Source organism: Kribbella sp. NBC_00382, assembly GCF_036067295.1.
GTDB lineage: Bacteria > Actinomycetota > Actinomycetes > Propionibacteriales > Kribbellaceae > Kribbella.
This window is the reverse complement of sequence record NZ_CP107954.1, coordinates 2036124-2062397: the sequence shown is the minus strand read 5'-3', so window position 1 is coordinate 2062397 and position 26274 is coordinate 2036124. Positions and strand designations below refer to the sequence as shown.

The 26274-nt window shown below is 68.0% G+C and carries 25 protein-coding genes; 15 read left to right on the top strand and 10 right to left on the bottom strand.

Going from position 1 to position 26274, the window contains the following annotated elements:
• Positions 1–41: 41 nt before the first annotated feature.
• On the top strand, positions 42–548 hold the full coding sequence (locus tag OHA70_RS10190; protein WP_328330980.1) for an Lrp/AsnC family transcriptional regulator: 507 nt from the start codon (positions 42–44) through the stop codon (positions 546–548).
• A 58-nt stretch (positions 549–606) separates the two neighbouring features.
• Positions 607–1821, top strand: coding sequence for a pyrophosphate--fructose-6-phosphate 1-phosphotransferase (locus tag OHA70_RS10185; RefSeq protein ID WP_328330978.1), 1215 nt, complete (start codon positions 607–609; stop codon positions 1819–1821).
• Positions 1822–1828: 7 nt separating this feature from the next.
• On the opposite strand, the gene OHA70_RS10180 is transcribed toward OHA70_RS10185, so the two are convergent.
• The 3 genes from OHA70_RS10180 to OHA70_RS10170 all read right to left on the bottom strand — a co-directional run bounded on the left by OHA70_RS10180 (position 1829) and on the right by OHA70_RS10170 (position 3436).
• Positions 1829–2281, bottom strand: coding sequence for a low molecular weight protein-tyrosine-phosphatase (locus OHA70_RS10180; protein WP_328330976.1), 453 nt, complete (start codon positions 2279–2281; stop codon positions 1829–1831).
• A gap of 7 nt (positions 2282–2288) precedes the next feature.
• A complete protein-coding gene (locus OHA70_RS10175; RefSeq protein ID WP_328330974.1) occupies positions 2289–2675 on the bottom strand; it encodes a phage holin family protein in 387 nt (128 codons plus the stop codon).
• Positions 2676–2767: 92 nt separating this feature from the next.
• Entirely contained in the window at positions 2768–3436 is a 669-nt protein-coding gene (locus OHA70_RS10170) for a GntR family transcriptional regulator (protein WP_328330972.1), read from the bottom strand.
• A gap of 173 nt (positions 3437–3609) precedes the next feature.
• Here OHA70_RS10170 and OHA70_RS10165 point away from each other — a divergent pair, with 173 nt between their 5' ends.
• From OHA70_RS10165 to OHA70_RS10145, 5 genes are all read left to right on the top strand, one after another.
• Entirely contained in the window at positions 3610–5217 is a 1608-nt protein-coding gene (locus OHA70_RS10165; RefSeq protein WP_328330970.1) for a phage tail tip lysozyme, read from the top strand.
• 22 nt (positions 5218–5239) lie between these two features.
• Positions 5240–5854, top strand: coding sequence for a PEGA domain-containing protein (locus OHA70_RS10160; RefSeq protein WP_328330968.1), 615 nt, complete (start codon positions 5240–5242; stop codon positions 5852–5854).
• A gap of 145 nt (positions 5855–5999) precedes the next feature.
• Positions 6000–6872, top strand: a complete 873-nt coding sequence (locus OHA70_RS10155) for a dimethylarginine dimethylaminohydrolase family protein (RefSeq protein WP_328330966.1) — start codon at positions 6000–6002, stop codon at positions 6870–6872.
• A 193-nt stretch (positions 6873–7065) separates the two neighbouring features.
• On the top strand, positions 7066–8145 hold the full coding sequence (gene hisC, locus OHA70_RS10150; RefSeq protein WP_328330964.1) for a histidinol-phosphate transaminase: 1080 nt from the start codon (positions 7066–7068) through the stop codon (positions 8143–8145).
• On the top strand, positions 8142–8885 hold the full coding sequence (locus OHA70_RS10145; RefSeq protein ID WP_328330962.1) for an SDR family NAD(P)-dependent oxidoreductase: 744 nt from the start codon (positions 8142–8144) through the stop codon (positions 8883–8885). Before hisC ends, OHA70_RS10145 begins: the two co-directional genes overlap by 4 nt.
• Before the next feature lie 210 nt (positions 8886–9095).
• Here the strand turns inward: OHA70_RS10145 and OHA70_RS10140 are convergent, their stop codons facing one another.
• Both OHA70_RS10140 and OHA70_RS10135 read right to left on the bottom strand, forming a co-directional pair.
• Complete coding sequence (locus OHA70_RS10140; protein WP_328330960.1) at positions 9096–9689, bottom strand: hypothetical protein; 594 nt, start codon at positions 9687–9689, stop codon at positions 9096–9098.
• Between the two features lie 527 nt (positions 9690–10216).
• Positions 10217–11164, bottom strand: a complete 948-nt coding sequence (locus OHA70_RS10135; RefSeq protein WP_328330958.1) for an EamA family transporter — start codon at positions 11162–11164, stop codon at positions 10217–10219.
• A gap of 216 nt (positions 11165–11380) precedes the next feature.
• Between OHA70_RS10135 and OHA70_RS10130 the strand changes: the two genes are divergently transcribed.
• The 4 genes from OHA70_RS10130 to OHA70_RS10115 all read left to right on the top strand — a co-directional run bounded on the left by OHA70_RS10130 (position 11381) and on the right by OHA70_RS10115 (position 16555).
• A complete protein-coding gene (locus tag OHA70_RS10130) occupies positions 11381–12646 on the top strand; it encodes a phytase (RefSeq protein WP_328330956.1) in 1266 nt (421 codons plus the stop codon).
• Between the two features lie 366 nt (positions 12647–13012).
• Positions 13013–14173 carry a pyruvate dehydrogenase (acetyl-transferring) E1 component subunit alpha gene (gene pdhA, locus OHA70_RS10125; RefSeq protein WP_442913878.1) on the top strand — a complete coding sequence of 387 codons (1161 nt, stop codon included), beginning with the start codon at positions 13013–13015 and terminating at the stop codon, positions 14171–14173.
• Between the two features lies 1 nt (position 14174).
• A complete protein-coding gene (locus OHA70_RS10120) occupies positions 14175–15152 on the top strand; it encodes an alpha-ketoacid dehydrogenase subunit beta (protein ID WP_328330954.1) in 978 nt (325 codons plus the stop codon).
• Complete coding sequence (locus OHA70_RS10115) at positions 15152–16555, top strand: dihydrolipoamide acetyltransferase family protein (RefSeq protein WP_328330952.1); 1404 nt, start codon at positions 15152–15154, stop codon at positions 16553–16555. The genes OHA70_RS10120 and OHA70_RS10115 overlap by 1 nt, the downstream gene beginning before the upstream one ends.
• 59 nt (positions 16556–16614) lie before the next feature.
• Here the strand turns inward: OHA70_RS10115 and OHA70_RS10110 are convergent, their stop codons facing one another.
• Positions 16615–16998 (bottom strand): hypothetical protein, encoded by a 384-nt coding sequence (locus OHA70_RS10110; protein WP_328330949.1) that lies wholly within the window; start codon positions 16996–16998, stop codon positions 16615–16617.
• Positions 16999–17188: 190 nt separating this feature from the next.
• Entirely contained in the window at positions 17189–18643 is a 1455-nt protein-coding gene (locus tag OHA70_RS10105; protein ID WP_328330947.1) for a S8 family peptidase, read from the bottom strand.
• 326 nt (positions 18644–18969) lie between these two features.
• On the opposite strand from OHA70_RS10105, the gene OHA70_RS10100 reads away from it, so the two are divergent.
• A complete protein-coding gene (locus OHA70_RS10100; protein WP_328330945.1) occupies positions 18970–19605 on the top strand; it encodes a GntR family transcriptional regulator in 636 nt (211 codons plus the stop codon).
• Complete coding sequence (locus OHA70_RS10095; protein ID WP_328330943.1) at positions 19602–20945, top strand: MFS transporter; 1344 nt, start codon at positions 19602–19604, stop codon at positions 20943–20945. The genes OHA70_RS10100 and OHA70_RS10095 overlap by 4 nt, the downstream gene beginning before the upstream one ends.
• Before the next feature lie 61 nt (positions 20946–21006).
• Here the strand turns inward: OHA70_RS10095 and OHA70_RS10090 are convergent, their stop codons facing one another.
• Positions 21007–21384 (bottom strand): peptidase inhibitor family I36 protein, encoded by a 378-nt coding sequence (locus tag OHA70_RS10090; RefSeq protein WP_328330941.1) that lies wholly within the window; start codon positions 21382–21384, stop codon positions 21007–21009.
• A 158-nt stretch (positions 21385–21542) separates the two neighbouring features.
• On the opposite strand from OHA70_RS10090, the gene OHA70_RS10085 reads away from it, so the two are divergent.
• Together OHA70_RS10085 and OHA70_RS10080 are read left to right on the top strand one after the other, a co-directional pair.
• The gene (locus tag OHA70_RS10085) at positions 21543–22529 is read left to right on the top strand and encodes an ATP-binding cassette domain-containing protein (RefSeq protein ID WP_328330939.1); all 987 of its coding nucleotides are present in this window, start codon (positions 21543–21545) and stop codon (positions 22527–22529) included.
• Positions 22526–23344: an ABC transporter permease gene (locus OHA70_RS10080; RefSeq protein WP_328330938.1), complete on the top strand. Its 819-nt coding sequence runs from the start codon at positions 22526–22528 to the stop codon at positions 23342–23344. The genes OHA70_RS10085 and OHA70_RS10080 overlap by 4 nt, the downstream gene beginning before the upstream one ends.
• A 57-nt stretch (positions 23345–23401) precedes the next feature.
• Here OHA70_RS10080 and OHA70_RS10075 read toward each other — a convergent pair whose 3' ends face one another.
• Together OHA70_RS10075 and OHA70_RS10070 are read right to left on the bottom strand one after the other, a co-directional pair.
• Positions 23402–24586: a lipase family protein gene (locus tag OHA70_RS10075; protein WP_328330936.1), complete on the bottom strand. Its 1185-nt coding sequence runs from the start codon at positions 24584–24586 to the stop codon at positions 23402–23404.
• Entirely contained in the window at positions 24583–26163 is a 1581-nt protein-coding gene (locus OHA70_RS10070; RefSeq protein WP_328330934.1) for an AMP-binding protein, read from the bottom strand. The genes OHA70_RS10075 and OHA70_RS10070 overlap by 4 nt, the downstream gene beginning before the upstream one ends.
• Positions 26164–26274 lie beyond the last annotated feature (111 nt).

Below are 26274 nucleotides of genomic sequence, written 5' to 3'. Positions count from 1 at the left end.
TCGTCGCTTTCCCATGGCGATACGAACCAGAGAGGCGCCTGATGATTACCGAAGCGAATGCGATAGCGGCCCTGAGCCTTCAAACTGAAAAGCCGGCCCTGGATGAGCTGAATATCCGCCTGCTGACCGAACTCTCCGCTGACCCGCGGCTGCGGACGACCGAGCTGGCCCGCCGCCTGGGAGTGTCGGCGCCGACCGTGCGGGAGCGGGTGACGCGGCTGGAGGAGTCCGGCGTGATCCGCGGCTATCGCCTCGACCTCGACCCGGCCGCGCTCGGCCTACCGGTCGCTGCCTGGGTCCGCCTTCGCCCGGGGCCGGGTCAGATCCCGCGCATCATCGAACTCGCCGAGCGCACCCCCGAGGTCGTCGAGTGCCATCGCATCTCCGGTGAGGACTGCTTCCTGATGCGCGTCCAGGTCGCCGCCATCGCCGGCCTGGAGGAGGTCCTCGACAAGTTCATCGTCCACGGCCAGACCACCAGCTCCTTCATAGTCTCCAGCCCGATCGAGCCCCGGCCTGTCCGGAACCTGAACCCCAACCAGCGTTAGAAGTGGTCTGCATCACTAGGCTGAGGGCGACTTCAGTGACCTCTGGAAGGACCTGACCATGGCTGCCGACAAGTCTGTCCGCAGAGTTGCCCTTCTCACCGCGGGCGGGCTCGCGCCCTGCCTGTCGTCCGCCGTCGGCGGGCTGATCGAGCGCTACAGCGAAGTCGCGCCCGACGTGGAGATCATCGCCTACCTGAACGGGTACCACGGGCTGCTCAGCGGCCGGCACCTCGACGTCACGCCCGAGGTCCGGGCCAAGGCCGGAGTGCTGCACAAGTTCGGCGGCAGCCCGATCGGCAACAGCCGGGTGAAGCTGACCAACACCGCCGACCTGATCAAGCGCGGTCTGATCGAGGACGGCCAGAACGCGCTCCAGGTCGCGGCCGAGCGGCTGGTCGCGGACGGCGTCGACGTGCTGCACACGATCGGCGGCGACGACACCAACACGACCGCGGCGGACCTGGCGGCGTACCTGCAGGAGCACGACTACGACCTGACCGTGGTCGGCCTGCCGAAGACGATCGACAACGACGTCATCCCGATCAAGCAGAGCCTCGGCGCCTGGACGGCCGCGGAGCAGGGTGCGATCTTCGCGAAGAACGTGATCGCGGAACACAGCTCCAACCCGCGGATGCTCGTCGTCCACGAGGTGATGGGACGCAACTGCGGGTGGCTGACGGCGGCGACAGCCGCGGAGTACCGGAAGTGGCTCAAGGCGCAGGAGTGGAACCCGGGGATCGGCCTGGAGGCGGGCAGCTGGGACGTGCACGCCGTTTACGTGCCTGAGGCAACGATCGATCTGGATGCCGAGGCCGAGCGGCTGAAGGCGGTGATGGACGAGAACGACTGCGTCACCATCTTCCTGTCCGAGGGCGCCGGCGTGCCGTCGATCGTGGCCGAGCTGGAGGCGAAGGGCGAGGACGTGCCGCGGGACCCGTTCGGGCACGTGAAGCTCGACGCGGTCAACCCGGGCGCATGGTTCGCGAAGCAGTTCGCCGAGCGGATCGGCGCGGAGAAGACGATGGTGCAGAAGAGCGGCTACTTCAGCCGGTCGGCCGCTGCCAACGACGCCGACCTCGCGCTGATCAAGCAGTGCACCGACTATGCGGTCGACGCGGCCCTGCGCGGCGAGAGCGGTGTCGTCGGGCATGACGAGGAGCGCGGTGACGAGCTGCGCGCGATCGAGTTCCCGCGCATCGCCGGCGGCAAGGAGTTCGACCCCTCCGTGGAGTGGTTCGCCGGCCTGCTGACGGAGATCGGCCAGACCAAGTAGCGAACGGCTAGTGCGAGAGGCGGTCGACCCACAGGTCGGCCGCCTTTTCGATCTGATCGAGCACGTCGTCGAAACCGGCGTCGTCGCCGTAGTACGGATCCGGTACGTCGCTGTCCGCGAACAGCTCGACCGGTACGGCGAGGTCGTCTCCGCCGCGCCTGAGCAAGGCGGACAGATGGCCAGAGTCCATCGCGAGCACCAGGTCGCGGTCCGCGAACCAACTGCTGCGGAACTCCTGTGCCCGGTGCTGGCTCCCGTCGTACCCGCGCCGGGCCAACGCGGCGGCGGCGCGGGAGTCCATCGGATCGCCGATGTGCCAGCCGCCGGTACCCGAACTCGTCACGACGATGTCGTCGATCCCCGCGTCGGCGAGCTTCGCGCGCAGCACGACCTCGCCGATCGGGGAGCGGCAGATGTTGCCCGTGCAGACGACCTCGACGCGCCTCACTGTCGAGCTCACCTGCCGGTCACCGGATCTCGGCCTCGTCCGGCAGGACGGCGTTCAGCAGCATGCCGACCAGGGTGATGACCAGGGAGCCGAGCAGCGCGGCGCCGAACCCGCTGACGTGGAACTGCACGTCGAGCTTGCCGGTGATCCACGAGGTGAGCAGCAGCATCAGCGCGTTGATCACGAAGATCAGCAGACCCAGCGTGAGGATGATGAACGGCAGCGAGACCAGCTTGGCGATCGGCTTCACCACCGCGTTCACGATCCCGAAGATGGCCGCCACGATCAGCAGCGTCAGCACCCGGCGTCCGGTGGTCGATCCCTGCAGCGTGATGCCGCTGACGACCCAGCTCGCAACCGCCAGCGCGACCGCGTTGGCGAGCAACTTGATGATCAAGTTCTTCATACACCGATCCTGCCACCCCGGGGTTCACCACACCCGTCCCACGCCGCAGCCGGATCCAGGAGGACCACTCGTGCGTCGGACGGGACGTGACTTCAGGAGGGCGGTGTGGCGATGGCTTCGAGCAGGGACTCCTCGGCGCCGGCCAGGTGCCGGCGCAGCTCCTCGACGCATTCGTCCAGCTCGCCCTTCTCGAGCAGCCGGACGAGCTTGCGGTGCGAAGCCACCTGCTGCTTGGCGTCCTGCCGGAGCGCGTCGACGCGCGCCAGCGCGAGTCTCGCCTCGCCGGTGATCGAGTCGGCGGTGGCGGTCAGGCGTTCGCTGCCGGTGAGCGCGACCAGGCTGCGGTGGATGGCCAGGTGGGTCTCGGTCATCGCCTCGGGGTCGGCGCCCTCCTTGGCGGTGGCGGCGAAGGTTCGCATCGCGGCGCGGACGCGCTCGCGGGCGACCTCGTCGGCGTCGAACCAGGCCCTGATCCCGGCCGACTCGAGGACGAACCGGGCCCGGCAGATGTCCGCCACCGCGGCCGGGTGCAGGATCGCCACGCTGACGCCCTTGTTCGGCTCGCGAACAGCGAGTCCCTCGGTGACCAGCATGGTCATCGCTTCGCGGACCGTACTGCGGGCGACGCCGAGCGCCTCGGCCAGAGGCTGCTCGCGCAGCGGCGTACCGGGCTCGAGGTCACCCGAGAAGAGGGCGGCGCGGAGCGCGTCGACGACCCGGTCCACCGTGGTCGAGCGGTCCACCCGCAGCCGTTCGTACATGCAGCGATTGTCGTCCAGTCGGCCGCCGTTGTCGCGTTCGGCACCCGCCCGGGGCACGGCCGACGGTCAACCTGTGGATAACTCTCGACATAATGACCTGGTTTTCGGGCAGTCTTTGACCCAGTGGCCGCCCCTTTCCTGGCCCGCCCCGATGTCACAGCAAGGAGAGCGCCGTGGGTGACAGCAAGGCACTGCCGATCATCGGTGGCGTCATGCTCGTGTTCTTCCTGCCGCTGATCATCGTGATCGCGATGATCGTCGGCGTGCTGAGCAGCATGGGCACCGCCGCGGCCTGCACTCCGTCGTCCGGCGCCGGCGAGACCTCGATGGCCTGGCCGACCGACAACCACACGCCCGATCAGGGCTGGGACGACGAGGGCGACGAGACCCACAAGGGCGTCGACTTCGTGGTCGACAAGGGCAGCAAGGTGTATGCCGTCGAGGACGGCGACGTGACATCGGTCGACGGCGACTGGATCAAGATCAGCCACGGCGAGGGCCTGGAGACCTGGTACCGGTTCTTCGACACCAAGGCGGTCAAGAAGGGCGACCCGGTCACCCGCGGCCAGGTGATCGGCACGTCGGGCGAGGGCGACGAGTCCGCCCCGGGCAAGAGCGGCGCCCACCTCCACTTCGAGGTCTGGGCGGCGTCCGACTCCGACGGCAGCGACCTCAAGCAGACCGACCCGGCGACGCTCTTCAGCACGACGGACTCCGCCGGCGCGGGTGGCGGCTGTGGCTGCGGCGGATCGGGCGGACCGCTGGTCGGCGGCAACAACCAGGAGAAGGCGTTCAACTTCCTGGTCACGAACGGTTACTCCAAGGAGCAGGCCGCCGGCATCGTCGGCAACATGATCCACGAGTCGAGCGTCGAGCCCCAACGACTCAACGGCACCACCTCGGGCACGAAAACGCCGGCCGCGACGGCCGTCGGGCTGGGCAACAAGGCCTGGGGGATCGTCCAGTGGTATCCGGCCAGCAAGGTCATCAACGCGGGCCGCTCGACGGGCGCCACCGACAGCCAGATCGAGACGCTGGAGTTCCAGCTCAACTTCCTGATCCACCAGCTCGACGGCACCGGCAAGGTGCCGCTGCCGGCCGTCGGGACCGCGATGAAGGCGACCAAGACGGTCGACGACGCGGCCTACACCTTCGCGGCCAAGTTCGAGATCTTCACGACGAACCCGAACGACCCCGAGTACGGGCGGCGTCAGGCCACTGCCCGGGAGGTGTTCAAGACCTTCGGTGGCGGTGCCGCCGAGCCGGGCAAGCCCGGGACCGGGCCGGCGACCGCCTGTGCGGCCGGCAGCGGCAACATCGCGGCGGTCGCGATCTCGCTGGCCTGGCCGGACGAGGGGCACGGCCCGGACAAGGGCGACGCGACTCCGGCGTACCAGGAGGCACTGCCGAAGTACAACAGTGACCAGGGTGACCGGGTGTGGAGCGACTGCGGGCGGTTCGTCTCGACCGTGATGCACATGAGCGGAGCGGATCCGGACTATCCCGAGGTGGGCACGAGCGTCCAGGACGCCTACCTGCGGTCCTCGCCGAAGTACCAGGTGATCGACGACATCACCGAGGACCAGTTGGTACCGGGTGACATCTTCATCGGGGAGGGACACACGTACCTGTTCGTCGGCAAGTACGGCAAGTTCAACTCGGTGGCCGGATCGCTGGGCGGCCACGTCCCGCAGGCCGGGTACGCGTACAACGTCGGCAAGAAGTACCAGTTCGCCGTCGCTCGCCTGAAGAACCAGCCCGCGCCAGAGAAGAAGCCCTAGTGCTGACGAGTAGGAGCAGTTGATGGAGGAGGACGGCCGGCGCACGCTGGTGATGGGTGCGGTAGCCCTGCTGGTGGTCGTCATCGTGATCGGCGGGGTGCTGATCTGGCGGCACGACCCCAAGGCGGAGCTGACCGTGAAGTCGATCCCCAACGACCTGACCCTGACGCTCGACGGTGCGCCGATCGCGGCGAACGGCAAGACCGACGTCCGGCCCGGGACGCACACGCTGACCGGCGAGCGGAACGGCTTCCAGAGCTACACCCAGACGATCACCGTGCGCGGCAAGGACCCGCTGTCGGTGAAGGTCTACCTCTACGCCAACGGCCCGGTCGGCCGGGAGTGGGGCAAGAACAATCCGGAGCAGGAGCTCGAGACCGAGGCCGAGGCCGGGCGCAAGTTCGACGAGATCCAGAGCCGGCTGGCGCTGAAGTACCCGATCCTGGCCCAGCTGCCGTACATCGGGCCCGACTTCAAGGCGACCTACCAGAAGTCGAAGTCGGACCCGAGCAACCCCGAGGCGATCTCGGTCAAGATCGATGTCTACGGCCCCTCCGGCAAAACCGAAGCGCTCCAGTGGATCACCGGTAACGGCTGGGATCCGAACTCGCTGGACCTGATCTACACCACCAGCTGAGCCTGCTCGCCGGTACTGCGAACGCCTCGTCATCCGCCGAGGCGTACCTCATGTTGACGCGGTCCCGGTCGCCCTGCACACTGACTGATTGTCGGACAATCAGGGGATCGGTCAATGTCCGGTCCGGGAGCGCAGAGGTGTGCACATGGGTCAGTCGCTGGGGTGGGGTCGCCGCTATCTGATGGTCCGGCCGGACCATTTCCGGATCGACTATGTGATCAATCCGTACATGTCGACCCAGGACCAGCCCGACCCGGAGCTGGCGCTCAAGCAGTGGGACTCGCTCCGGCAGGCGATCGTCGACGCCGGCGGTGAGGTCGAGGTGCTGGCCCAGCGGGACGACTCGCCGGACATGGTCTACGCGATGAACCTGGGCTTCGCCACCGCCCAAGGCAAGGCGATGCTGTCGCACATGCGGTTCGAGCCGCGCCGCAAGGAGTCGCTGACCGCGGCCGAGTGGTTCATGGGCCACGACTTCGAGCTGAAGCGCACCGGGGGCGACGGCGTCGGCCCGCACTTCGAGTCCGGCGACGCGTTCATCTTCGGCGACAGCCTGGTGGTCGGCTACGGCCCGCGGACCGAGGCCGACGCGCTCAAGCACCTGGCGACCGAGTGGAACATCCGGGTCCGCGGCCTGCGCATCCAGCACGAGGGCATGTACCACCTCGACCTGCCGTTCTGCCCGGTCGACAGCACCCACGCGATGGTCTACCCGCCGGCCCTCGACGCCGCCAGCCAGGCCGAGCTGTTCGGCATCGTGCCGGACCCGATCGTGCTCACCGACGAGGAGGCGTTCGCCTTCAGCGGCAACTCGCTGGTCGTGAACGAAACGATCATCATGCCGGCCTGCTCGCCGCGGCTGCGCGAGATCCTGACCGGTCTCGGCCTGCGGGTCGTCGTGCTCGACCTCTCCGAGTTCCACAAGGGTGGCGGCTCGGCCCGCTGCATGACCAACCCCCTCGACTTCGACCTCAGCGCCATCGCCGTACCCGGTGGCGAGGTCGTCCTGCCGAGCTAGTCACGGCAGTCCGGTACGGCCGGATCGATGGCCGGGCGCTTGCCCACGGTTCAGCGTCTTTGCTGGACGAATGGACGGGCGGCCCGGCCATTTTGATGCCTGACAACTACTGCTTCCCGCCTTCGGTTGAGCAATTTGTCCAGTCCGATTTCACGGGGTTCTAAGCGGGCGGGGATGGAGCTAGCCTGCCGCCATGACGGCTGACAACGAGGTGCGCTTCCGTTCCGTGCTGGATGATGTCGCGGCGTACAAGCCGGGCAAGCCGCCGGAGCGCACCGACGGCCGCCCGTCGTTCAAGCTGTCGAGCAACGAGAACCCGTATCCTCCGCTGCCGGGCGTGCTCGCCGCAGCCACCGAGGCGGCCGGGAACATGAACCGGTACCCGGACATGGGCGCCCTGCCGTTGCTGGAGGCTCTGTCCGAGCGTTTCGACGTACCGGTCACGGACTTGGCCATCGGGACGGGTTCAGTCGCGGTGCTCTACCACTTGCTGCAGGCTGCTTGCAGCGAAGGCGACGAGGTCGTCTACGCGTGGCGGTCGTTCGAGGCGTACCCGATCGCGGTGCAGCTGACCGGCGCGACCTCCGTCCAGGTCCCGCTGACCGAGGATGCCCGGCACGACCTCAAGGCGATGGAGGCGGCCATCACCGACCGAACCCGCGTCGTGATGGTCTGCACGCCGAACAACCCGACAGGCCCGGTCGTCCATCGCGACGAGCTGGTCGCGTTCCTCGACGCAGTACCGAGCAACGTCCTGGTCGTGCTCGACGAGGCCTACCGCGAGTTCGTCCGCGACACCGAGACGCCCGACTGCACCGAGATGTACCGGGACCGGCCGAACGTGGTCGTCCTGCGGACCTTCTCCAAGGCGTACGGGCTGGCCGGGTTCCGGATCGGCTACGCGATCGGACACGCCCCGGTGATCGCCGCGATCCGCAAGTGCGCGCTGCCCTTCGGCGTCAGCGAGATCGCCCAGGCGGCCGCGGTGGCGTCGTTGCGCGCGGAGAAGGAGCTGCTGGACCGGGTCGAGGCGCTCGTGGTCGAGCGGACCAGGGTCGTCGGCGAACTGCGCGCGGCCGGCTGGGATGTACCCGAGACGCACGCGAACTTCGTCTGGATGCCGCTCGGCGACGAGACGCTGGCCTTCGCCGAAGCCGTCCAGGCCGAGGGCGTCTCGGTCCGCCCGTTCCCCGGCGAGGGCGCCCGGGTGACCATCGGCGAGCGCGAGGCCAACGACCTCTTCCTGACGATCGCGTGCGCCTGGCGCCGGTGAGGAACCTGATCTGGATCTCGGGCGCATCATCCGGGATCGGGGCGGCCTTGGCCGTCAGTACGCCGTACGCCGATGCGCGGGTGATCGACCTGTCCCGGAGGGGTGGAGTGGTCGAGCACTTCGCGGCGGACCTTGCCGACCCGGCTGACTGGGTGCGGGTCGAGGAGCACTTCGCCGCGGAGCTGGCCGGGTTCGACGGCGAGCGGGTGATCTTCGTGCACAACGCCGGGACGGTCGTACCGATCGGACCGGCCGCGACGGTGGACGCCGCCTCGTATGCGAAGGCGGTGCTGTTGAACTCGGCTGCGCCGCAGGTGCTCGGGCGGGCGTTTCTTCGGGCGACTGCTGGGCTCGACTGTGAGCGGCAATTGGTGATGCTGTCGTCGGGAGCCGCGACCAAGGCGTATCCGGGCTGGTCCGCCTACAACGCGGGCAAGGCGGCCGTCGATCACTGGGTGCGGACGGTCGGGCTCGAGGAGGCGGCGATCGAGCGTGAGAGTGCGGGTGTGGTCAAGGGCTGCCGGGTGATCGCGGTGGCGCCGGGAGTGGTGGACACGGCGATGCAGGGTGAGATCCGCGCGGTGGACGAGCAGGCTTTCCCTGCGGTCGAGAGATTCCGTGAGCTCAAGCGGTCGGGCGGGTTGACCACGCCGGAAGAAGCCGCGGCCGGCTTGTGGTCGGTCATCGACGCGCAGTACCCGACCGGGTCCGTGCTCGACCTCCGCGATCTCCCCGCCTGACCCTCACCATCGTCTGGACAACGCAATCGCCCGGCCCCCGCTGGGACGGGGGCCGGGCGATCGTCGTACCGAAGCTCTTGGAGCCAGCGAAGCGGCACCGGGAAGTAGTGAGGCTTAGTTCCCGATGCCGCTTCGAGGTGTTGCTACCGGTTGATCACCCCACCGAGGCGATCCGTCCGGTGTCCATCATCACTGCTGACCAGGGAGTGGTCAGTTGTCCTGCGACGAGTCCTGCTCGCAGGTCTTCAGGATGTCCGTGGTGTTCTCGTCGTTGCCGAGGCCCAGGACGCCGGAGATCGAGTTGACCGGGACAGCGCCGCCGAGGACGCTGGCCGCAACGTCGTTGTGGCAGGCCTGGAACGGGCCGACGTTGTTGCGGGAGACCGACACGAGGCCGTCGTCGCCGACGCGGTACCACTTGCCACCGTGGTTCTTCTGCGAAGAGCCCTGCTCGCAGGTCTTCACGACCGTGGCGTGGTTGCCGTCGTTGAACAGACCGACGATCCCGACGATGTCCGAGACCGGCACGGCGCCGCCGGCGCCGGCGACCGCGGCGACGTTGTGGCAGGCCTGGAACGGGCCGACGTTGTTGTCGTCAACGTTCACCAGGCCGCCGCCCTGACGGACGAAGTACCAGACCTTGCCGCCCTTGGCGTAGCCCTTCAGCGCCGAGGCGTCGGTGACACCGCTGGTGGCGCCGCTGGTGCTGTCGTCGATCATGTTCGCGCTGACGACGGTGGCCAGGCCCAGCGTGGCAACGGTCGCCACTGCCGCTGCAGCGGCGATCTTGCGTGTTACCTGCATTATGCGAGGTTTCCTTTCGGGTATGACGGATTCGTCTTAGTGGGTAACGACGCCCGATGGGGCGGGTTACAAATTTCTTCGCCCCATTTTCGGTTCAGGCGCGAATCCCGGGGTAGCCCATAGCAGACGAGTGATGGGTTCGTTGCCGCAGCAGGAATCTGTCTCTGACCAGGCAACTTGTCACCCAGGCGGCTCACCCCGCGGGAGCCGGGAGGTGAACGGAATTCGTTTTCGCGGGCCCGTAACCGATCGGCGGTTTCGTCGTTGTCTGATCGCGGGCGAACGATTGCCCGTCATTCATGGGGTATTTTCGGCGGGCTCGGTGGCCGGCGAAATGGCATTACCATGACGAAACGGATTGTCACGCATCATTGCCGGAGTTTCGCGCCGTGTTTTTTCGGGGCACGGCGCCGGCTCGGCAAACACGGACCCGCTGCCGCGCGCATCGGCAGCGGTGGGAGACCCGGGCACCCCATGGGAGCCCGGGTCCTTCCTTTTCCAGGGCCTCGCTGCTTCGGGTGGCTGTTCTATACGGTGCGGCGGCGCTCGGCGCTGACCACCAGGGCGACGCCGACGACGACGATCGCGCCGCCGAGCAGGATCTCGAGGGTGACCGGCTCGCTGAGGATCAGCCAGCCGAGCAGCACCGCGACCGCCGGGTTCACGTAGGCGTAGGTGCCGATCAGTGAGATCGGGGCGTTGGCGAGCAGGTAGGAGTAGGCGGAGTACGCCAGCAGCGAGCCGAAGACGACCAGGTAGGCGAGGGCGATCCAGCCCTTCGGTTCGATCGAGTCGAGGTGCAGCCGGCCGGGCTCACCGGCCAGTACGCCGATCAGCACCATCGCCGTACCGCCGGCGACCATCTCGTACAGGGTGGCGACCAGCGGATCCTTGGGGAGCCCGAGTCGCGGGGAGAAGCGGGAGCCGACTGCCCAGCTGATCGTGCCGGCGACCAGGATCGCGACCGAGAACGGCTTCGCGCTGGTGTCGCCGCCGGACAGCGCGAGCAGTGCTGCGCCGGTGAATCCGATCAGGACGCCGAGCCAGGTCAGCGCGCGCGGGCGTTCGCCGCCGCCGACCCGGAGCAGCATCAGCCACAGCGGTACCGCGGCGACCAGGAGTGCGGACAGGCCCGAGGGGACCGTCTTCTCCGCGATCGCGACCGCGCCGTTGCCGAAGGCAAGCAGTAGGAGGCCGACCACGGCGGCGCCGAGTAGTTCGCGGCGGGTGATCCGGAGCCGGCCGATGCCGGACTTGATGGAGAGGAATGCGGCCAGCAGGACGGCTGCCACGAGGAAGCGGGCGCCCATGCCGAGCATCGGCGGGATCTTGGCCTCGACCACGATCCGGATGCCGAGGTAGGTCGAGCCCCAGACGACGTAGACCACCGCGAGGGCCGACCAGATCATCGCCGCCGAGGCCGGCTTGACGGTGGCCTCCGGTAGTACTGCGGGCGCTGGCGCGGCGGCGGTCATCGCGGTTCCCCTCCGATGTCATGGGTCAAATGCAAGAACGATGCTGACACTAGTCCCGCGCAGCTCCGGCCCACAAGCCACTTTTCATCTGGTGGTCGGCTGCCCGTCATCCACACCCCTGAGCCTGACCGCATGCGCATCCCACTAGCTGTTCTCTTGACGGCCGCCGCCGCATCCGCACTCGCCTCGCCTCCGGCATCGGCCCAGGAAGTGGGGGTGAGAGAGGCGCCGCGCCTGGTGGTGGGTGGCGCGCCAACCGCGGCTCCGCCGCGAGCCGCGCTGGTGGCAGGCACGGCGCTGACCGCGCGGCGATCCGGGCAGGCCCGGCTCGCGGAGGTACGGGCGGTGGCTGAGACGGCGCCCAATTGGGATGACGAGGCTGGTGGGGATGCGAATGCCGACGATCCGGCGATTTGGGTCAATTCGCGGGTGGCGGCGAAGAGTGTGGTGTTGGGGACGTTGAAGAACGGTGGGTTGAGCGTCTTCGATCTGGGCGGCAAGGAGCTGCAGCATGTGGCGACCGCGCCGGATGGGCGGTTCAACAACGTCGACCTGGTGACCGGGGTGGCGATCGGTGGGAAGCGGCGGGATCTTGCCGTGGTCTCCGATCGGGGGCTGGACAAGCTCCGGGTGTACGCCGTCGACCAGCGCGGGTCGGACGCCAAGGACAAGGTGCTGACCGATGTCACCAGCCCCACCGCTCCTCTCGTGTTCAGTAAGGACGAGGCGGAGGTCGAGGAACAGCGCACGGCGTACGGTGTCGCCGCGGTCAACCTCGGTGGTCAGGCGTTCGTCGCCGTCAGCCGTCGCAGTGAGACCCGGATCGGGCTGTTCCGCCTGGTCGCCGACCGGGGCGGCAAGATCAGCTACCGAGCCGTGAAGCAGCTGGACCTGCCCTCGACCTTCCGTCTGTCCAACGGTTCTACCTGGTCACCGTGTGAGGACCCGGGCGACCGCCCGCAGGTCGAGGGCATGGTCTTCGACCAGACGACGGCCACCCTGTACGCCGCGCAGGAAGACATCGGCATCTGGCGAGTACCGTTCGCCGGCCGGCCCACGCTGCTCGAGAAGACCCGCGAATTCGGCCAGCCCGGGGCGTACGACGAAGAGACCGAGGAGTGCGCCCCCACCGGCCCGGTCTCCAAGGACGGCGGCAAGCACCTCAGCGCCGACGCGGAAGGCCTGACGATCGCGTACCGCGGCGCCGCCAAGACCCTCTACGCATCCAGCCAGGGCGACTCCACCTTCGCCAACTACCGGATCAGCGCAAAGGGCCTCGAGTACCGCAATGGTTTCCAGGTCGTAGACGGTCCGGCCGCGGACGGCGTACAGCACAGCGACGGCGCCGCTGTCACGACCAAGCCGCTCGGCCCGCTCTTCCCGCACGGACTGCTCGCCGTCCATGACGGTGACAACACCCCTGGTGACGGTGACCGGGAGGGGACCAACTTCAAACTGGTACGCCTCGAGCAGTTGCCCTGATCGACACCGGTTTGTGACGCAGATCGCACAAAACCTCTCGGTAACGTCACAGTCGGCCGATTTAAGCCTGACGACGGTCAGAGATATGACCAGTGGCTGGACTGGTGTCTCATCGCGAGACGCCTTTCGGTACGGCGGTACAAGTCGGCGTCCAGACAGTTAGCGCAACAGCAACCTGCTGGGTACGGTGTCCGGCAAGATGGGCAGTGATACCAGTGAGGAGGTTCACTGCCGAGCGGTGAGTACCACCCTGCATCAACCTGGATCCACGCGGTCCCGCCTGCGAAGCCTCACCCGGCTGGCTGGGCCGGGGCCCGTGCAACGTGCGATCGCGGCGATCCCGCGCTCGAACCCCGAGGAGTGCATGTGAGTGAGTCGGTGCCGGGCCTTGCCCCGGAAGTGTTCGCGCCCGGTGAGGCGCCGGTCAGTCCCACCCAGCCTGTCGAGGAGGTGGAGTTCGTCCAGCTGCTGACGCCCGAAGGTGAGCGCGTCGAGCACCCGGACTACTCCTTCGACCTCGACGACGAGGCGATCAAGGGCTTCTACCGCGACATGGTGATGGTTCGCCGGATCGACACCGAGGCGACCGCGCTACAACGGCAGGGCGAGCTGGGCCTGTGGGCCTCGCTGCTCGGGCAGGAAGCCGCCCAGATCGGCTCCGGCCGCGCACTGCACACCAATGACATGGTCTTCCCGACCTACCGCGAGCACGGCGTCGCCTGGTGCAAGGGCGTGAACCCGCTCAACCTGCTTGGCCTGTTCCGCGGCGTCGACCAGGGCGCTTGGGACCCGCGCGACAACAACTTCCACCTCTACACGATCGTGATCGGCGCTCAGACGCTGCACGCGACCGGGTACGCGATGGGGCAGCAGCGCGACCACGCGGTCGGCGACGAGAACGGCGAGGCGACGATCGCGTACTTCGGCGACGGCGCCAGCAGCCAGGGCGACGTGAACGAGGCCTTCATCTACGCCTCGGTCTTCAACGCGCCGGTGGTGTTCTTCTGCCAGAACAACCAGTGGGCCATCTCGGAGCCGATCGACCGGCAGACCCGGATCCCGCTGTACCAGCGCGCGGCCGGCTTCGGTTTCCCCGGCGTCCGCGTCGACGGCAACGACGTACTGGCGACGTACGCGGTCACCCAGCAGGCGCTCAAGCGCGCTCGTGAGGGCAGCGGCCCGACGCTGGTCGAGGCGTACACGTACCGGATGGGCGCCCACACCACCTCCGACGACCCGACGAAGTACCGGCTGTCGGAGGACCTGGAGTACTGGAAGCTGAAGGACCCGATCGAGCGCGTGAAGGCCTACCTGGCCCGCTCGATCGGTGTCGAGCACGAGTTCTTCGAGCAGATCGAGGCCGAGGCCGACCAGGTCGCCGCGACCCTGCGCGCGGGCTGCCTGGCGATGCCCGACCCGAAGATGACCGACTTCTTCGAGCACGCGTACGTCGAGCAGACCCCGCAACTCGTCGAGCAGCGGGCGCAGTACGACGCCTATGCGGCCTCCTTCGAAGGGGAGCAGTGAGATGGCGAAGATCAGCTTGGGCAAGGGCATCAACCAGGGCCTGCGGGCCGCCATGGAGAAGGACCCGAAGGTCCTGATCATGGGTGAGGACATCGGCAAGCTCGGCGGCGTCTTCCGGGTCACCGAGGGGCTGCAGAAGGACTTCGGCGAGGACCGGGTGATCGACACCCCGCTGGCCGAGTCCGGCATCATCGGGACCGCGGTCGGCCTGGCGCTGCGCGGGTACCGGCCGGTGTGTGAGATCCAGTTCGACGGGTTCGTCTTCCCGGCGTACGACCAGATCATCAACCAGGTCGCCAAGATGCACTACCGGTCGATGGGCAAGCTGAAGATGCCGATCGTGATCCGGATCCCGTTCGGCGGCGGCATCGGCGCGGTCGAGCACCACTCGGAGTCGCCGGAGACGCTGTTCGCGCACGTCCCGGGGCTCAAGGTGGTCGCGGCCGGCGATCCGGTCGACGCGTACTGGATGATCCAGCAGGCGATCGCGACCGACGACCCGGTGGTCTTCTTCGAGCCGAAGCGCCGGTACCACGAGAAGGCGGAGCTGGACGAGAGTACCGGGGCGGCGTACCCGCTGTTCAAGGCGAAGGTGGTCCGCGAGGGCACCGACGCGACGCTGTTCTGCTACGGCCCGATGGTGAAGACCTGTCTGCAGGCGGCCGAGGCGGCGCTCGAGGACGGGCGCAACCTGGAGGTCGTTGACCTGCGCTCGATCGCGCCGCTGGACCTGGCGACGATCTTCGCGTCGGTCAAGAAGACCCGGCGCGCGGTCGTCGTGCACGAAGCGCCGCTGTCGCTCGGCCCGGGCTCGGAGGTCGCCGCGCGGGTCAGCGAGGAGTGCTTCTACCACCTCGAGGCGCCGGTACTGCGGGTCACCGGGTTCGACACCCCCTATCCGCCGTCGCGGATGGAGGAGGAGTACCTGCCCGACCTGGACCGGGTACTCGACGCCGTCGACCGGGTGATGGGGTACTGATGGGGATCCAGCAGTTCCGCCTGCCCGACGTGGGTGAGGGCCTGGTCGAGGCCGAGATCGTCAGCTGGAAGGTCAAGGTCGGCGACACGGTCAAGCTCAACGACACCGTCGTCGAGATCGAGACCGCCAAGTCCCTGGTCGAACTCCCGGTCCCGTTCGCCGGCGTCGTCGCCGAACTCCTCGTCCCCGAAGGCGAAACGGTCGACGTCGGCACGCCGATCATCTCCGTCCAGACGGAAGATGCCGGCAGCCCCGAGGACCTCGTCCCGTCGATCCCCGACGAAGAGACGATCGAACCAGGCAAGATCGGCGGCACCGCCCCCGGCGGCCGCACCGCGGTCCTGGTCGGCTACGGCCCGAAGACCACCGAAGCCAAGCGCCGCCCCCGCAAGGGCGGAGCAGGCGGGCCGGCCGAAGGCCTGGCCACGCCGACCCCGGCGGCTCCGGCTCAGGTCGCCCCCGTAGTAAACGAGCCGGTCGCGCCTACCTTCACCCCGGCTCCGGCCGAGGTTGCCGGAGGCAACGAGGCGCGGGTGCATGTGCTGGCGAAGCCGCCGGTGCGGAAGCTTGCGAAGGATCTGGGGATTGATCTCGGGCAGGTGACTGCTACCGGGCCGGGTGGGGTTATCACCCGCGGGGATGTGGAGAACCACACCTCGGCGCCCGCGGCGGTGGCTGCTGTTGCTGCTCCTGTGGTGAGTGCGCAGGGGGACACCCGGATTCCGATCAAGGGTGTGGTGAAGGTGATGGCGCAGGCGATGGTGAGCAGTGCGTTCACCGCGCCGCATGTGACCGAGTGGATCACCGTCGACGTCAGCGCCACGATGGAGCTGGTCGAGCGGCTCAAGAAGGACAAGGCGTTCAAGGAGTTGCGGGTCTCGCCGCTGCTGATCGTCGCCAAGGCGGTCACCCTGGCGGCCCGGCGTACGCCGATCATCAACGCCACCTGGGACGAGCCCAACCAGGAGATCGTGATCAAGAGCGCGGTCAACCTCGGCATCGCCGCGGCCACCCCGCGCGGGCTGATCGTGCCGAACATCAAGTCGGCCGAATCGCTCACCCTGCCCGAGCTGTGCGGCGCCCTGAACGACCTGGTCGCCGTCGCCCGCGAGGGCAAGACCCAGCCGGCCGACCAGGCCGGTGGCTCGTTCACGATCACCAACGTCGGCGTCTTCGGCGTCGACGCCGGTACGCCGATCATCAACCCCGGCGAATCCGCGATCCTCGCCTTCGGCGCGGTCCGCAAACAGCCGTGGGTGGTCAACGACGAGATCGTCCCCCGCTGGATCACCACCCTCGCGCTGTCCTTCGACCACCGCCTGATCGACGGCGAAAAGGGCTCCACCTTCCTCGCCGACGTAGCCGCCATCCTCGAGGACCCAGCCCGCGCACTGATGTTCTGAGCACCACGCACGCCCGGAGAACCGGGGGCTACGGCTCCCGACTCTCCGGGCGCTCGCGTCTACAGCGGCAGCTGAACGGGCCCGTCCGGCCAGCTGTCAGGTCCGTTGACCTCCAGCCAGCGTTCCCACTCGTACCCTTTGAGCATGGCGCTCGGCACGCGACGAACTCGCTTGAATTCGATCGCGGCGTCCAGGAGCGCCAGCGCGTCCGGCGTGCGCACGCCGGTACCTGCCAGCTCGACGACGAGGCAACTCGCCCCGTAGGTGGCGAAGCCGTCGTCGTCGGCGACGACAGTGCGGAGAGCTGCGACGAATCCGTCCCGGTCCTCCGTCGCGTACGCGTAAACCGGTTCGATGCAGGTCGGGTAGATCTCGGCGGCATCCACACCGGATCCCTGAGTGTCGTACTCGAACCGGCCGAACATCTCCAGACGGCGGGTCATGTCACCGGGTAAGCGAGACCGCGGCTTGCGGCTGAACCAGCCCATGGCCGGATCCCTTCTCTGGACGGCTACGACGTAGAGCCGCATCCTCCGGGGATCTCTGGGCAAATACAAGGAGAGAGGGGATCCCGGGCGGGGGATCCCCTCTCTCTGTCTGTGCGGCCGGGTCAGTCTGTGACGGCCGGGTGGGTCAGTACTTCTTGACGCCGTCCAGGGCGTCGACCAGGCCCTCGCCGAAGAAGGCGTTGTTGGCGGTGGTGCCGGTGCAGCGGGCGTCGACGACAGCCGGGCAGGCCTGGTCGTCAGCGTCGACGCGCAGGGCCTTCTCGATCTCGGCCGGCTTCAGCCACGGGCGGGACGACTTGATCAGCGCGGCGACGCCGGTGACGTGCGGGGACGCCATCGAGGTACCGCTCGACAGGCCGTACCGGTTGCCCGGCAGCGTGGACAGGATGCTGCTGCCCGGTGCGGCCACGTCGATCTTGTTCAGGCCGAAGTTGGAGAAGCCGCTGCGTGCCTTGGTGTTGGTGGTGCTGGCGACCGTGATCACGCCCGGGAGCTCGGTCGGGATGTCCAGGCAGTCGTTGTTGATCGTCCGGGTGACCGGAGTGGTGTCGTTCGGGCTGGCGGAGTCGGTGGTCTTGTTCGCCAGGTCGTAGTTCGAGTTGCCGGCGGCCGCGACGGAGAGCACGCCTTTGCTGGTCGCGAACGCGACGGCCCGGCGGACTGCCTCCTGAACCGCGCCCTGGTCAGGGTCGTTCTTGCACCAGAACTCGAACGGGTCGATGAAGTAGCTGTGGTTGGTGACGTCCATCTTGTGCTCGGCGGCCCAGACGAACCCGCAGATCGAGTACTCCGGGTAGATGAAGCCGTCGTCGTTCACGACCTTCACCGAGGCGATCCGGACGCCCGGGGCGACACCGACGATGCCGACGCCGTTACGCGCGGCGGCCACGGTGCCGGCGACGTGCGTGCCGTGCGAGCTGGTGGTCGGCCGCCAGGCGCCGGGCGTGGTGTCCGGTACGCCGTTGTTGACGCAGTTGACCGAGTCGGCGGCGTCGAAGTTCGGCGCCAGGTCCGGGTGCGTGTCGTCGACGCCCGAGTCGTTGATGCCGACCAGTACGCGGCGCGAGCCGTCGGTGACCTGGTGGGCCTGGTCCGCCTTGATCTGGGCCATGTCCCACTGCTCGCCCTCACGCGGGTCGAGCACCGGGGTGGCCTCGCCGGCCTGCAGCCCCTTGGCGGCGGCCTGGGCGGGCTTCGCCGCACCGACCGGGCCCTCTGAGACGGCGGCGGTCCGGGTGGCGCCGACCGACTGGACGCTCTTGCCGTTCTTGCCGAGCATTACGTCGGTACGGAAGGTGGTGCTGGTCGACTGCGCGATGATCACGCCGATGTCGCCGTACGACTGGACGACGGTGCCACCGGCCGCCTCGATCGCCTGCTCGGCCCGGTCGACGTGGATCGCGACCGGCTTGGTGTTGACCACGTAGTTCATCAGGATCCCCGGCGCGGCCGCGGCGGCGCCCGATCCGGTGACGGAGACGGGGGTGGCGTGGGCAGCGGCGGTACCGGCGCCGACGAACGCCAGGGCCACGACGGCCAGGCCGGCGCTCAGCCGACGGGTACGCGAGCGTGGGGTCAAGACAATCTCCTCATCAGGGGCGATCGGACGGGAACGCTGGCCGAACTCTAGAACGCATCGCGATGCCACGGGCCGATCGACTCGGAAAGCACGGGAAACCCTTCGTCCACAACAGCCCACATCTGTGGACCAACCTGTGGATAACTCAGTGGGTGGGAATGAAACGAGCGCTGGATTCTGTTGCGTGTAAGATAGATACAACAGAGATACGTGACGTGAGGGGTGTTGTGGGTAGCGGGGTGCCCGGCGATGGGCCGGTGAGTGGGTTGGTATTGGGCGACGAAACAACAGAGATTGCACGGATAGTCGCGGACGCGGCGCCTGGGGTGGAGAAGATCCCCGCGGCGGAGCGCGTCTACGCATATGTGAAGGCAGCGATCCTTGACCGGGTCTACCCGGGCAACGAGCTGCTGACCGAGGGGGAGCTGGCGGCCGCGGTCGGAGTCTCCCGTACTCCGGTCCGCGAGGCGCTGCTCCGGCTGGAGGAATCCGGCCTGGTGAAGCTGTACCCGAAGAAGGGCGCGCTCGTCCTGCCGGTGCTGGCCCAGGAGGTCAACGACGTACTGGAAGCGCGCGAGCTGATCGAGACGCACGCCGCGGCGAAGGTCTGGCCGCGCCGCAAGCAGCTGGCCGAGAAGCTGGTGCCGCTGGTCCAGGAGATGCGCGACCACCGCAAGGCCGGTGACGCGAAGAGCTTCCTGGTCGCCGACCGGGTCTTCCATGAGGCGATCGTCGGTGCCGCGGGCAACGAGATCCTGGCCAAGCTCTACAACAGTCTGCGCGACCGGCAGGTCCGGATGGGCGTGCCCGGGATCGAGATGGAGCCGGCCCGGATGGACAAGTCCATCGCCGCGCACCAGGAGATGATCGACGCGCTCGGCGGCAACAGCGCCAAGCGCTTCCGCGAGCTCGTCATCGACCACATCCACGTCGCTGCGACGGATCTGCGGGGCGGGCAGTGACCGAACTCGTCTTCCCCCTGGGCGGTCGGCGAGCCTGGGCGGTGTGGGCCACTGCTGTCTTCACCTACCTGGTCACCGTGCTGCACCGCGGCTCCATGAGCGTCGCGGGTCTACAAGCGGCCGAGCGCTTCCACATCTCCGCCTCCGCGCTGGCGAGCTTCACCGTTGTCCAGTTGACCGTCTATGCCGCGATGCAGGTGCCGGTCGGCATCCTGCTGGACCGGTACGGCTCGAAGCGACTGCTGATCGCGGCCTCAGGTCTGCTGTTCGCCGCGCAGTCAGCGTTCAGCCTGGTCGACTCCTACCCGGCCGCACTCGCTGCCCGGGCAGTCCTCGGCGTCGGGGACGCATTGGTGTTCATCAGCGTGCTCCGGGTCGTTATGTCGTGGTTCCCCGCGCTCAAGCAGCCCGTGATGTCGCAGGTGACCGGCATGCTCGGTGGCCTCGGCGCGATCGTGTCCACGGTGCCGATGGCCGCCGCATTCCACGCGTTCGGCTGGACTCCGACCTTCGCGGGCGCGAGCTTGCTGAGCCTGGTGGCCGGCCTGGCCGTCCTCTTCCTGCTCAAGGACAGCCCGTACGACGTATCGCCGCACCGCACCAAGCAGCCGCTCTCCCTGGTACGCCGGAACCTCCGCCGGGCCTGGCGTGAGCCCGGTACTCGCCTCGGCCTGTGGACTCACTTCACCACCAGCTTCTCGGGTGGCACCTTCGGCCTGCTCTGGGGCTACCCGTTCCTGGTCCAGGGACAAGGCGTTGCACCCACTACGGCCGCCGCGATGCTCATCCTGCCCGTGCTGGCCGGCTTCTGTTACGGCCCGCTGGTCGGCCGGTACGCCGCGAAGTTCCCGTACTACCGTTCCTGGATCGTCCTGGCGGTGATCGCCGGGTCGGTGCTGATGTGGACCATCGTGCTCGCCTGGCCTGGCCGCGCCCCGATGCCGGTACTGCTCCTGCTGATCGTCGTACAGGCGGCCGGCGGTCCTGGGTCGATGCTCGGCCTGGACTACGCGCGGACCTTCAACCCGACGACCCGCTTCGGCGCCGCGAACGGGATGGTCAACACCGGTGGCTTCATCGCGATGCTGATCTGTATCGGCATGGTCGGCATCCTGCTCGACGCCTCGTCCGGTGGTGCTCCGCAGACGCTCGGCGACTTCAAGATCGCGCTGGCGTTCCAGTACGTGCTGTGGACGATCGGCACCGTCCAGATCCTCCGCTACCGCCGCCGCGCCCGCGCGACGCTGGCCCGGTACAACCCGGAGATCTACGAAGCGCTCCGGGCCAACCAGATCGTCCCGCTCAAGGCCGACACGGCCGAGCTCACGAAGGTCAGCTGACGCGAGAAACGGGCCCGAAGCGACAACGCTCCGGGCCCGTTCCAGGTTCTCGGCCGGGGAATCAGGCGCGGAGGTCCTGGACCGAGGTGGCCAGGTTGCGGTACCTCGCCTCGATGTTGCCCTTGGCACCGGCCAGGATCAACGTGAGGCCGCCCTTGTAGTTGGCGTCGTTGTACAGGCCCCACTCGTCGCCGCGGCGGTTCCAGATGCTTTCGATGTTGTTGTTCATGCCCCTCGGCCCGGACGTGTCGCCGAGGTTCGGGTCGTTGGCGTCGTTGAAGTAGGCCATCACGCCGCTACCGTTCGTGCCGGTGAAGACGCAGAAGCGGTTGGCCGGGCAGCGCGCGTAGCCGGTGGCTGCCTGGGCCGGAATCGTACCGAGGCCGGCAACGACGGAGCCGACGGCGGCGGTCACTGCGAGTGTTCTGATGAGCTGCAACTCAGGAACTCCTGTTCAAATGGGCGTTTGACATGAAAGTTACACGGGGCGCAGGCCAGCGGCTGGCACGGGCTGGCACGGGCTATCAGTCCAGTGCCAGGCGCCTGCCAGTGCTCGGGCGCACGGTTGTCCCAGTAACAGTCATCTGGGAGGAACCAATGTCCACCGATAGCCATGTCGCCATCTCGGCCGAAGGCCTGGTCAAGAAGTACGGCAGCACCACCGCGCTGGACGGCGTGGACCTGAGCGTGCCGACCGGCACCGTGCTCGGGGTCCTCGGACCGAACGGCGCCGGCAAGACCACCGCGGTCCGGATCCTCGGTACGCTGCTCCGCCCGGACGCCGGGCACGCCACCGTCGGCGGCTTCGACGTCGTCCGGCAGGCGCCGCGAGTCCGCGAGATCATCGGCCTGACCGGGCAGTACGCCTCGGTCGACGAGGACATGTCCGGACGCCGCAACCTGGTGATGATCGGCCGGCTGCTCGGCCTGCCGCGAGCTCAGGCCAAGACGCGGGCGGCCGAGCTGCTGGAGCGCTTCGAGCTGTCCGACGCAGGGGATCGGATCGCCAAGACGTACTCCGGTGGCATGCGCCGCCGCCTCGACCTGGCCGCGAGCCTGGTCGGCAACCCGAGCATCCTGTACCTGGACGAGCCGACCACCGGTCTCGACCCGCACGCCCGCAACGGGGTGTGGGACACCATCCGCAACCTGGTGCTCGACGGTACGACGGTGCTGCTGACCACGCAGTATCTGGAAGAGGCCGACGCGCTGGCCGACTCGATCATGGTCTTCGACAAGGGCCGGGTGGTCGCCGAGGGGCGGCCGGCCGAGCTCAAGGCGCAGGCCGGCAAGCAGTCGCTCGACGTCCGGCCCGCCGAGCCGGGTCACCTCGAGCGGGTCGCCGCGATCGTCTCCGAATCCGTCGGCACCCGGCCGACCGTCGACGTCGTGAACGCGCTGGTCAGCGTTCCGGTCTCGGACGGTTCGTCGATGCCCGTGGTGGTCCGCCGGCTCGACGAGGCCGGGATCGCCGTCACCGAACTGTCCCTGCGGCTGCCGAGCCTGGACGAGGTCTTCCTCGCGCTGACCGGTCACACCGCTGAAGAAGCCCCCGCCGATGTCCTGGAAGGAGCGGTCCGATGAGCACCGCCACACTCGAAGTACCACCTGCTCACGCGGCCCGCCGGGCCCGGCCGTTCGCCTGGGTCGAGCAGAGCCTGACGCTGGCCTGGCGCAACATCGTCCGGATCCGGCAGAACCCGGAAGCGCTGGCCGATGTCACCTTCCAGCCGATCATCTTCCTGCTGCTGTTCCTGTTCGTCTTCGGCGGCGCGATGACGCAGGGCGGTACCTGGCACGATTACCTGCCGTTCCTGTTGCCGGGTGTGCTGGTGCAGTCGGTGGTGTTCTCGACCCTGGGTACCGGCGTCGGGCTGAACGACGACTTCGCCAAGGGTGTCTTCGACCGGTTCCGCAGCTTGCCGATCTCGCGGATCTCACCGCTGGTCGGTGCGGTGCTCGGCGATGCGGTGCGCTACCTGACCTCGGTCGTGATCTTGATGGTGTCGGGGTTCGCGCTCGGCTTCCGGTTCGAGAACGGGATCGCCTACGGGCTGCTCGCCTGCTTGCTCGTGCTGAGCTTCGCGCTGGCGCTGTGCTGGGTGTGGGTCTGGCTCGGGCTGACGCTGAAGACCGCCCAGGGGGTGCAGGGGATCGCCTTCCTGGTGATGTTCCCGCTCACCTTCGGCAGTCCGATCTTCGTGCAGACCAGTACGCTGCCCGGCTTCCTGCAGTCATGGACGAAGGTCAACCCGATCACCTACCTGGTCGACGCGATGCGTGGCCTGATGATCGGTGGCGACATCCAGAAGCCGTTGCTGATCACCTTCGCCTGGATGGCCGGCCTGATCGCGGTCTTCGCGCCGCTCGCCCTCCGCGCCTACCGCCGGCGGGTCTGAGCCAGACGAACGAACAGCCGGTGGAGCCCTGGGGGCTCCACCGGCTGTTCTATTTCTTCAGCAGGTGCTCGGAGCCTTGAGTCCGAGGAACCGCGCGTTCAGGTAAGCGACTGCTGCCGGGGCGCCGGTGACTGCCAGGACGTTGTGTTCGCTGGCGTAGTCGGTGTACATGGCAACCTTTGTGCCCTTCGCGCACCAGGCGTCGTTGAGGGATTTGCCTACGGCCCAGGGGATCAGTTCGTCGAACTTCGAGTGGTAGAGGTAGACGGGAGCCTTGGGGGCGTTGGCGCCCATTTTGTTGGTGGTGAGGACCTGTCGGGCGATCGGCTCGGACAGGGGGTCGGGGGAATCGCTGTACTGCTTGACGCTCTGGAACGTGTAGAGCGCTTCCTCGGTGACGCACAGGTCGTCCATCGCGGCGATCAACTGGTTGCCCTTGGCATTGAAGATGGTGAGGAGTTCCGGGTACTCCCGGGTGACGCCGATCGCCGCCGCGAGGAACAGCCCGGAGAACGGGCCGCCGTCCATCTGGCGTCCGGCCGCCGCCAGGTCGGCCGGAGTACCACCAGAGGCGACGCCCACCAGGTTCAGCTCAGGCGCGTACGACGGCTGCAACTCCGCCGCCCAGCCGGTCGCGAGGCCGCCGCCGGAGTACCCCCAGATGCCGACCTTCGTCGTCGGGGTCAGTCCGGCCTCGGGTGAAGCCAGCGTTGCCCGGATGCCATCTAGTACCGCGTGCCCCTCCATCCGTCCGGCGCCATACGCATCGCGCGGTCCCTGGTAGTCCGTCACCACGACGGCCCAGCCCTTCGCGACCCCGAGAGCCAGCAGCGGGAGTTCCTTCTCCAACCCCGTCCGCAGCGTGTACGACGGGTTGCACTGGTCGCCGAGTGAGTCGGTGGCCGGCTGGTACGACAACAACGGCCGCTGACCCAGGTACGGGATGAGTGGAACGATCACCGTGGAGATGACCGTCACGGGCCGGTTCTTGGCGTCGGTACTCCGGGATTGCAGCTGGAATGCCTTGACCGGCAAGGGAATCCCGAGGCCCGTCACCGTCACGGACCGCTTCTTCAGGACCGTACCGGGTGCCTTCGACTCGTAGCCCGGCGCTGGCTGGTAGAACGCGTCCTGGTCAGGCTCGGTGAGGGCCGTCGTCGCTGCCGAAGCCGATGGTGAGGCCGTCGCCAGCAGCCCTATCGAGACGGCGATGGCGATCAGTGCTTTGCGTGGACGGTTCATGCGGTGTCCTTACCTTCGAGGTGGGGGCGGTAGACCTTGCCGGTCGCCGTTCGGGGGAGCTCATCGAGGAAAACGACCTCGCGGGGCACTTTGTAACGCGCCAGGTTCTCCCTGACGTGATGGCGGATCGCGTCGCTGTCGAGGGTGGAGCCGTCGGCCAGTACGACGTACAGCCGCAGCCGCTGGCCGAACTCCTCGTCCGGTACGCCGAGCGAGGCGACCTCCGCGACGCCGGGCATCGCCTCCACCAGGTTCTCGACCTCGATCGGGAAGACGTTCTCGCCACCGGACACGATCATGTCGTCGTCGCGGCCGTCCACGAACAGCCGCCCGCCGGCGTCGAGATGGCCGAGGTCGCCGGTGCTCAGCAGGCCGTCGATCATGTCCTTGTGACCGCCGCCGGAGTAGCCGGCGAAGCTGAGTCCGTTGCCGACGAAGATCCGCCCGGCGGTGCCGGGCTGCTGGATCAGCCGGTCGGCTTCGTCGTACAGGCGGACCTGGCAACCGACGGGCGGGAGGCCGGCAGTTCCGGGCGCTGCCTGCCAGTCGTCGGGCATCGCGACGGTGGCGACGGCGCACTCGGTCGAGCCGTAGAGGTTGTGCAGCACCGGGCCGAACGCGTCCATCGTCCGGTTGCCCAGATCCGTTGGCAGCAAGGCACCTGCGCTCATGATCACCCGCAGAGAGCTGGTGTCGTAGCGCTCTGGCCCGGCCGCCAGAATCCTTTGCAGCATGGTCGGTACGACGATCAGCGCGGTGGCCCGATGCCGTTCGATTCCTTCGAGGGTGGCGGTCGCGTCGAAGCGGCGGCGGAGCACGATCGTCGAGCCGAGCGCGAGCGTCATGATGAACTGCGTCAGCCCGGTGCCATGGAACGTCGGCGCCGCGATGAAGACGGTGTCGCCACGCCGCAACGGCACCCGGTCGAGGAACTGCGCCGCCATCAACGGGGACCGGACCTGCCGGGGCGCGCCTTTCGGCGTACCGGTCGTGCCGCCGGTCAGCAGCACCATCCCGGCCTGCCGGCGAGGCAACTTCAACGGTCCGCCGTCGTGCGCGGCGATCATCGCCTCAAGGTCACTTGAGGTGCCCCAGGCAACGAACCTGCGAACCTCAGCCGATACTGCGGACAGCAGGTCGTCGAACTCCTCGTCGTGGACGAGCGCCGAAACCCCTTCCCTGCGGGCCACATCGGCCAGCTGAACCCGGCTGAAACCCGTGTTGAGCAAGACCAATCGCACTCCGAGCTTGCCGCAGGCAATCATCGCGTCGACGACCCCGCGATGATCCCGGCAGAGCACACCGATCACCTGACCCGGCGTCACGCCTGCCGCCGCCCAGCCGCGGGCCAAGGCATTCGCCCGTCGGTCGAGCTCGCCATAAGTCAGCTCGCCGAGTTCGTCGATCAGAGCGAGGTCATCGGGATCTCGTCGGGCGGCGATGTGTGCCGCACCTGCAATCGGTCCCAGCCGCCGCATCGCCAGGGAAGTGGTCGCGGTGAGAACCGGGCGGCTCAGATCGAGCAGCCCGGCGGCGCGCAGTACCCGTACCGCACGCAGTTTGTCGGCCGACTTCATACGCAGCCTCCGGAGAATAAGTGAAAAGTAGTCTTTTCACTTGGAAACTGGTCAGTAATGTAGAGCGGATCTGGCTAAGATGGCAAGAGTTCACGCACGGGGTATCGACAA

Coding starts and splice junctions, on each gene's coding strand:
- OHA70_RS10185 (WP_328330978.1), top strand. CDS start 607: ATGGCTGCCGACAAGTCTGTCCGCAGAGTTGCCCTTCTCACCGCGGGC.
- OHA70_RS10085 (WP_328330939.1), top strand. CDS start 21,543: ATGTCCACCGATAGCCATGTCGCCATCTCGGCCGAAGGCCTGGTCAAG.
- OHA70_RS10110 (WP_328330949.1), bottom strand. CDS start 16,998: ATGACCCGCCGTCTGGAGATGTTCGGCCGGTTCGAGTACGACACTCAG.
- OHA70_RS10115 (WP_328330952.1), top strand. CDS start 15,152: ATGGGGATCCAGCAGTTCCGCCTGCCCGACGTGGGTGAGGGCCTGGTC.
- OHA70_RS10120 (WP_328330954.1), top strand. CDS start 14,175: ATGGCGAAGATCAGCTTGGGCAAGGGCATCAACCAGGGCCTGCGGGCC.
- OHA70_RS10190 (WP_328330980.1), top strand. CDS start 42: ATGATTACCGAAGCGAATGCGATAGCGGCCCTGAGCCTTCAAACTGAA.
- OHA70_RS10155 (WP_328330966.1), top strand. CDS start 6,000: ATGGGTCAGTCGCTGGGGTGGGGTCGCCGCTATCTGATGGTCCGGCCG.
- OHA70_RS10140 (WP_328330960.1), bottom strand. CDS start 9,689: ATGCAGGTAACACGCAAGATCGCCGCTGCAGCGGCAGTGGCGACCGTT.
- OHA70_RS10070 (WP_328330934.1), bottom strand. CDS start 26,163: ATGAAGTCGGCCGACAAACTGCGTGCGGTACGGGTACTGCGCGCCGCC.
- OHA70_RS10080 (WP_328330938.1), top strand. CDS start 22,526: ATGAGCACCGCCACACTCGAAGTACCACCTGCTCACGCGGCCCGCCGG.
- OHA70_RS10075 (WP_328330936.1), bottom strand. CDS start 24,586: ATGAACCGTCCACGCAAAGCACTGATCGCCATCGCCGTCTCGATAGGG.
- OHA70_RS10160 (WP_328330968.1), top strand. CDS start 5,240: ATGGAGGAGGACGGCCGGCGCACGCTGGTGATGGGTGCGGTAGCCCTG.
- OHA70_RS10135 (WP_328330958.1), bottom strand. CDS start 11,164: ATGACCGCCGCCGCGCCAGCGCCCGCAGTACTACCGGAGGCCACCGTC.
- hisC (WP_328330964.1), top strand. CDS start 7,066: ATGACGGCTGACAACGAGGTGCGCTTCCGTTCCGTGCTGGATGATGTC.
- OHA70_RS10170 (WP_328330972.1), bottom strand. CDS start 3,436: ATGTACGAACGGCTGCGGGTGGACCGCTCGACCACGGTGGACCGGGTC.
- OHA70_RS10175 (WP_328330974.1), bottom strand. CDS start 2,675: ATGAAGAACTTGATCATCAAGTTGCTCGCCAACGCGGTCGCGCTGGCG.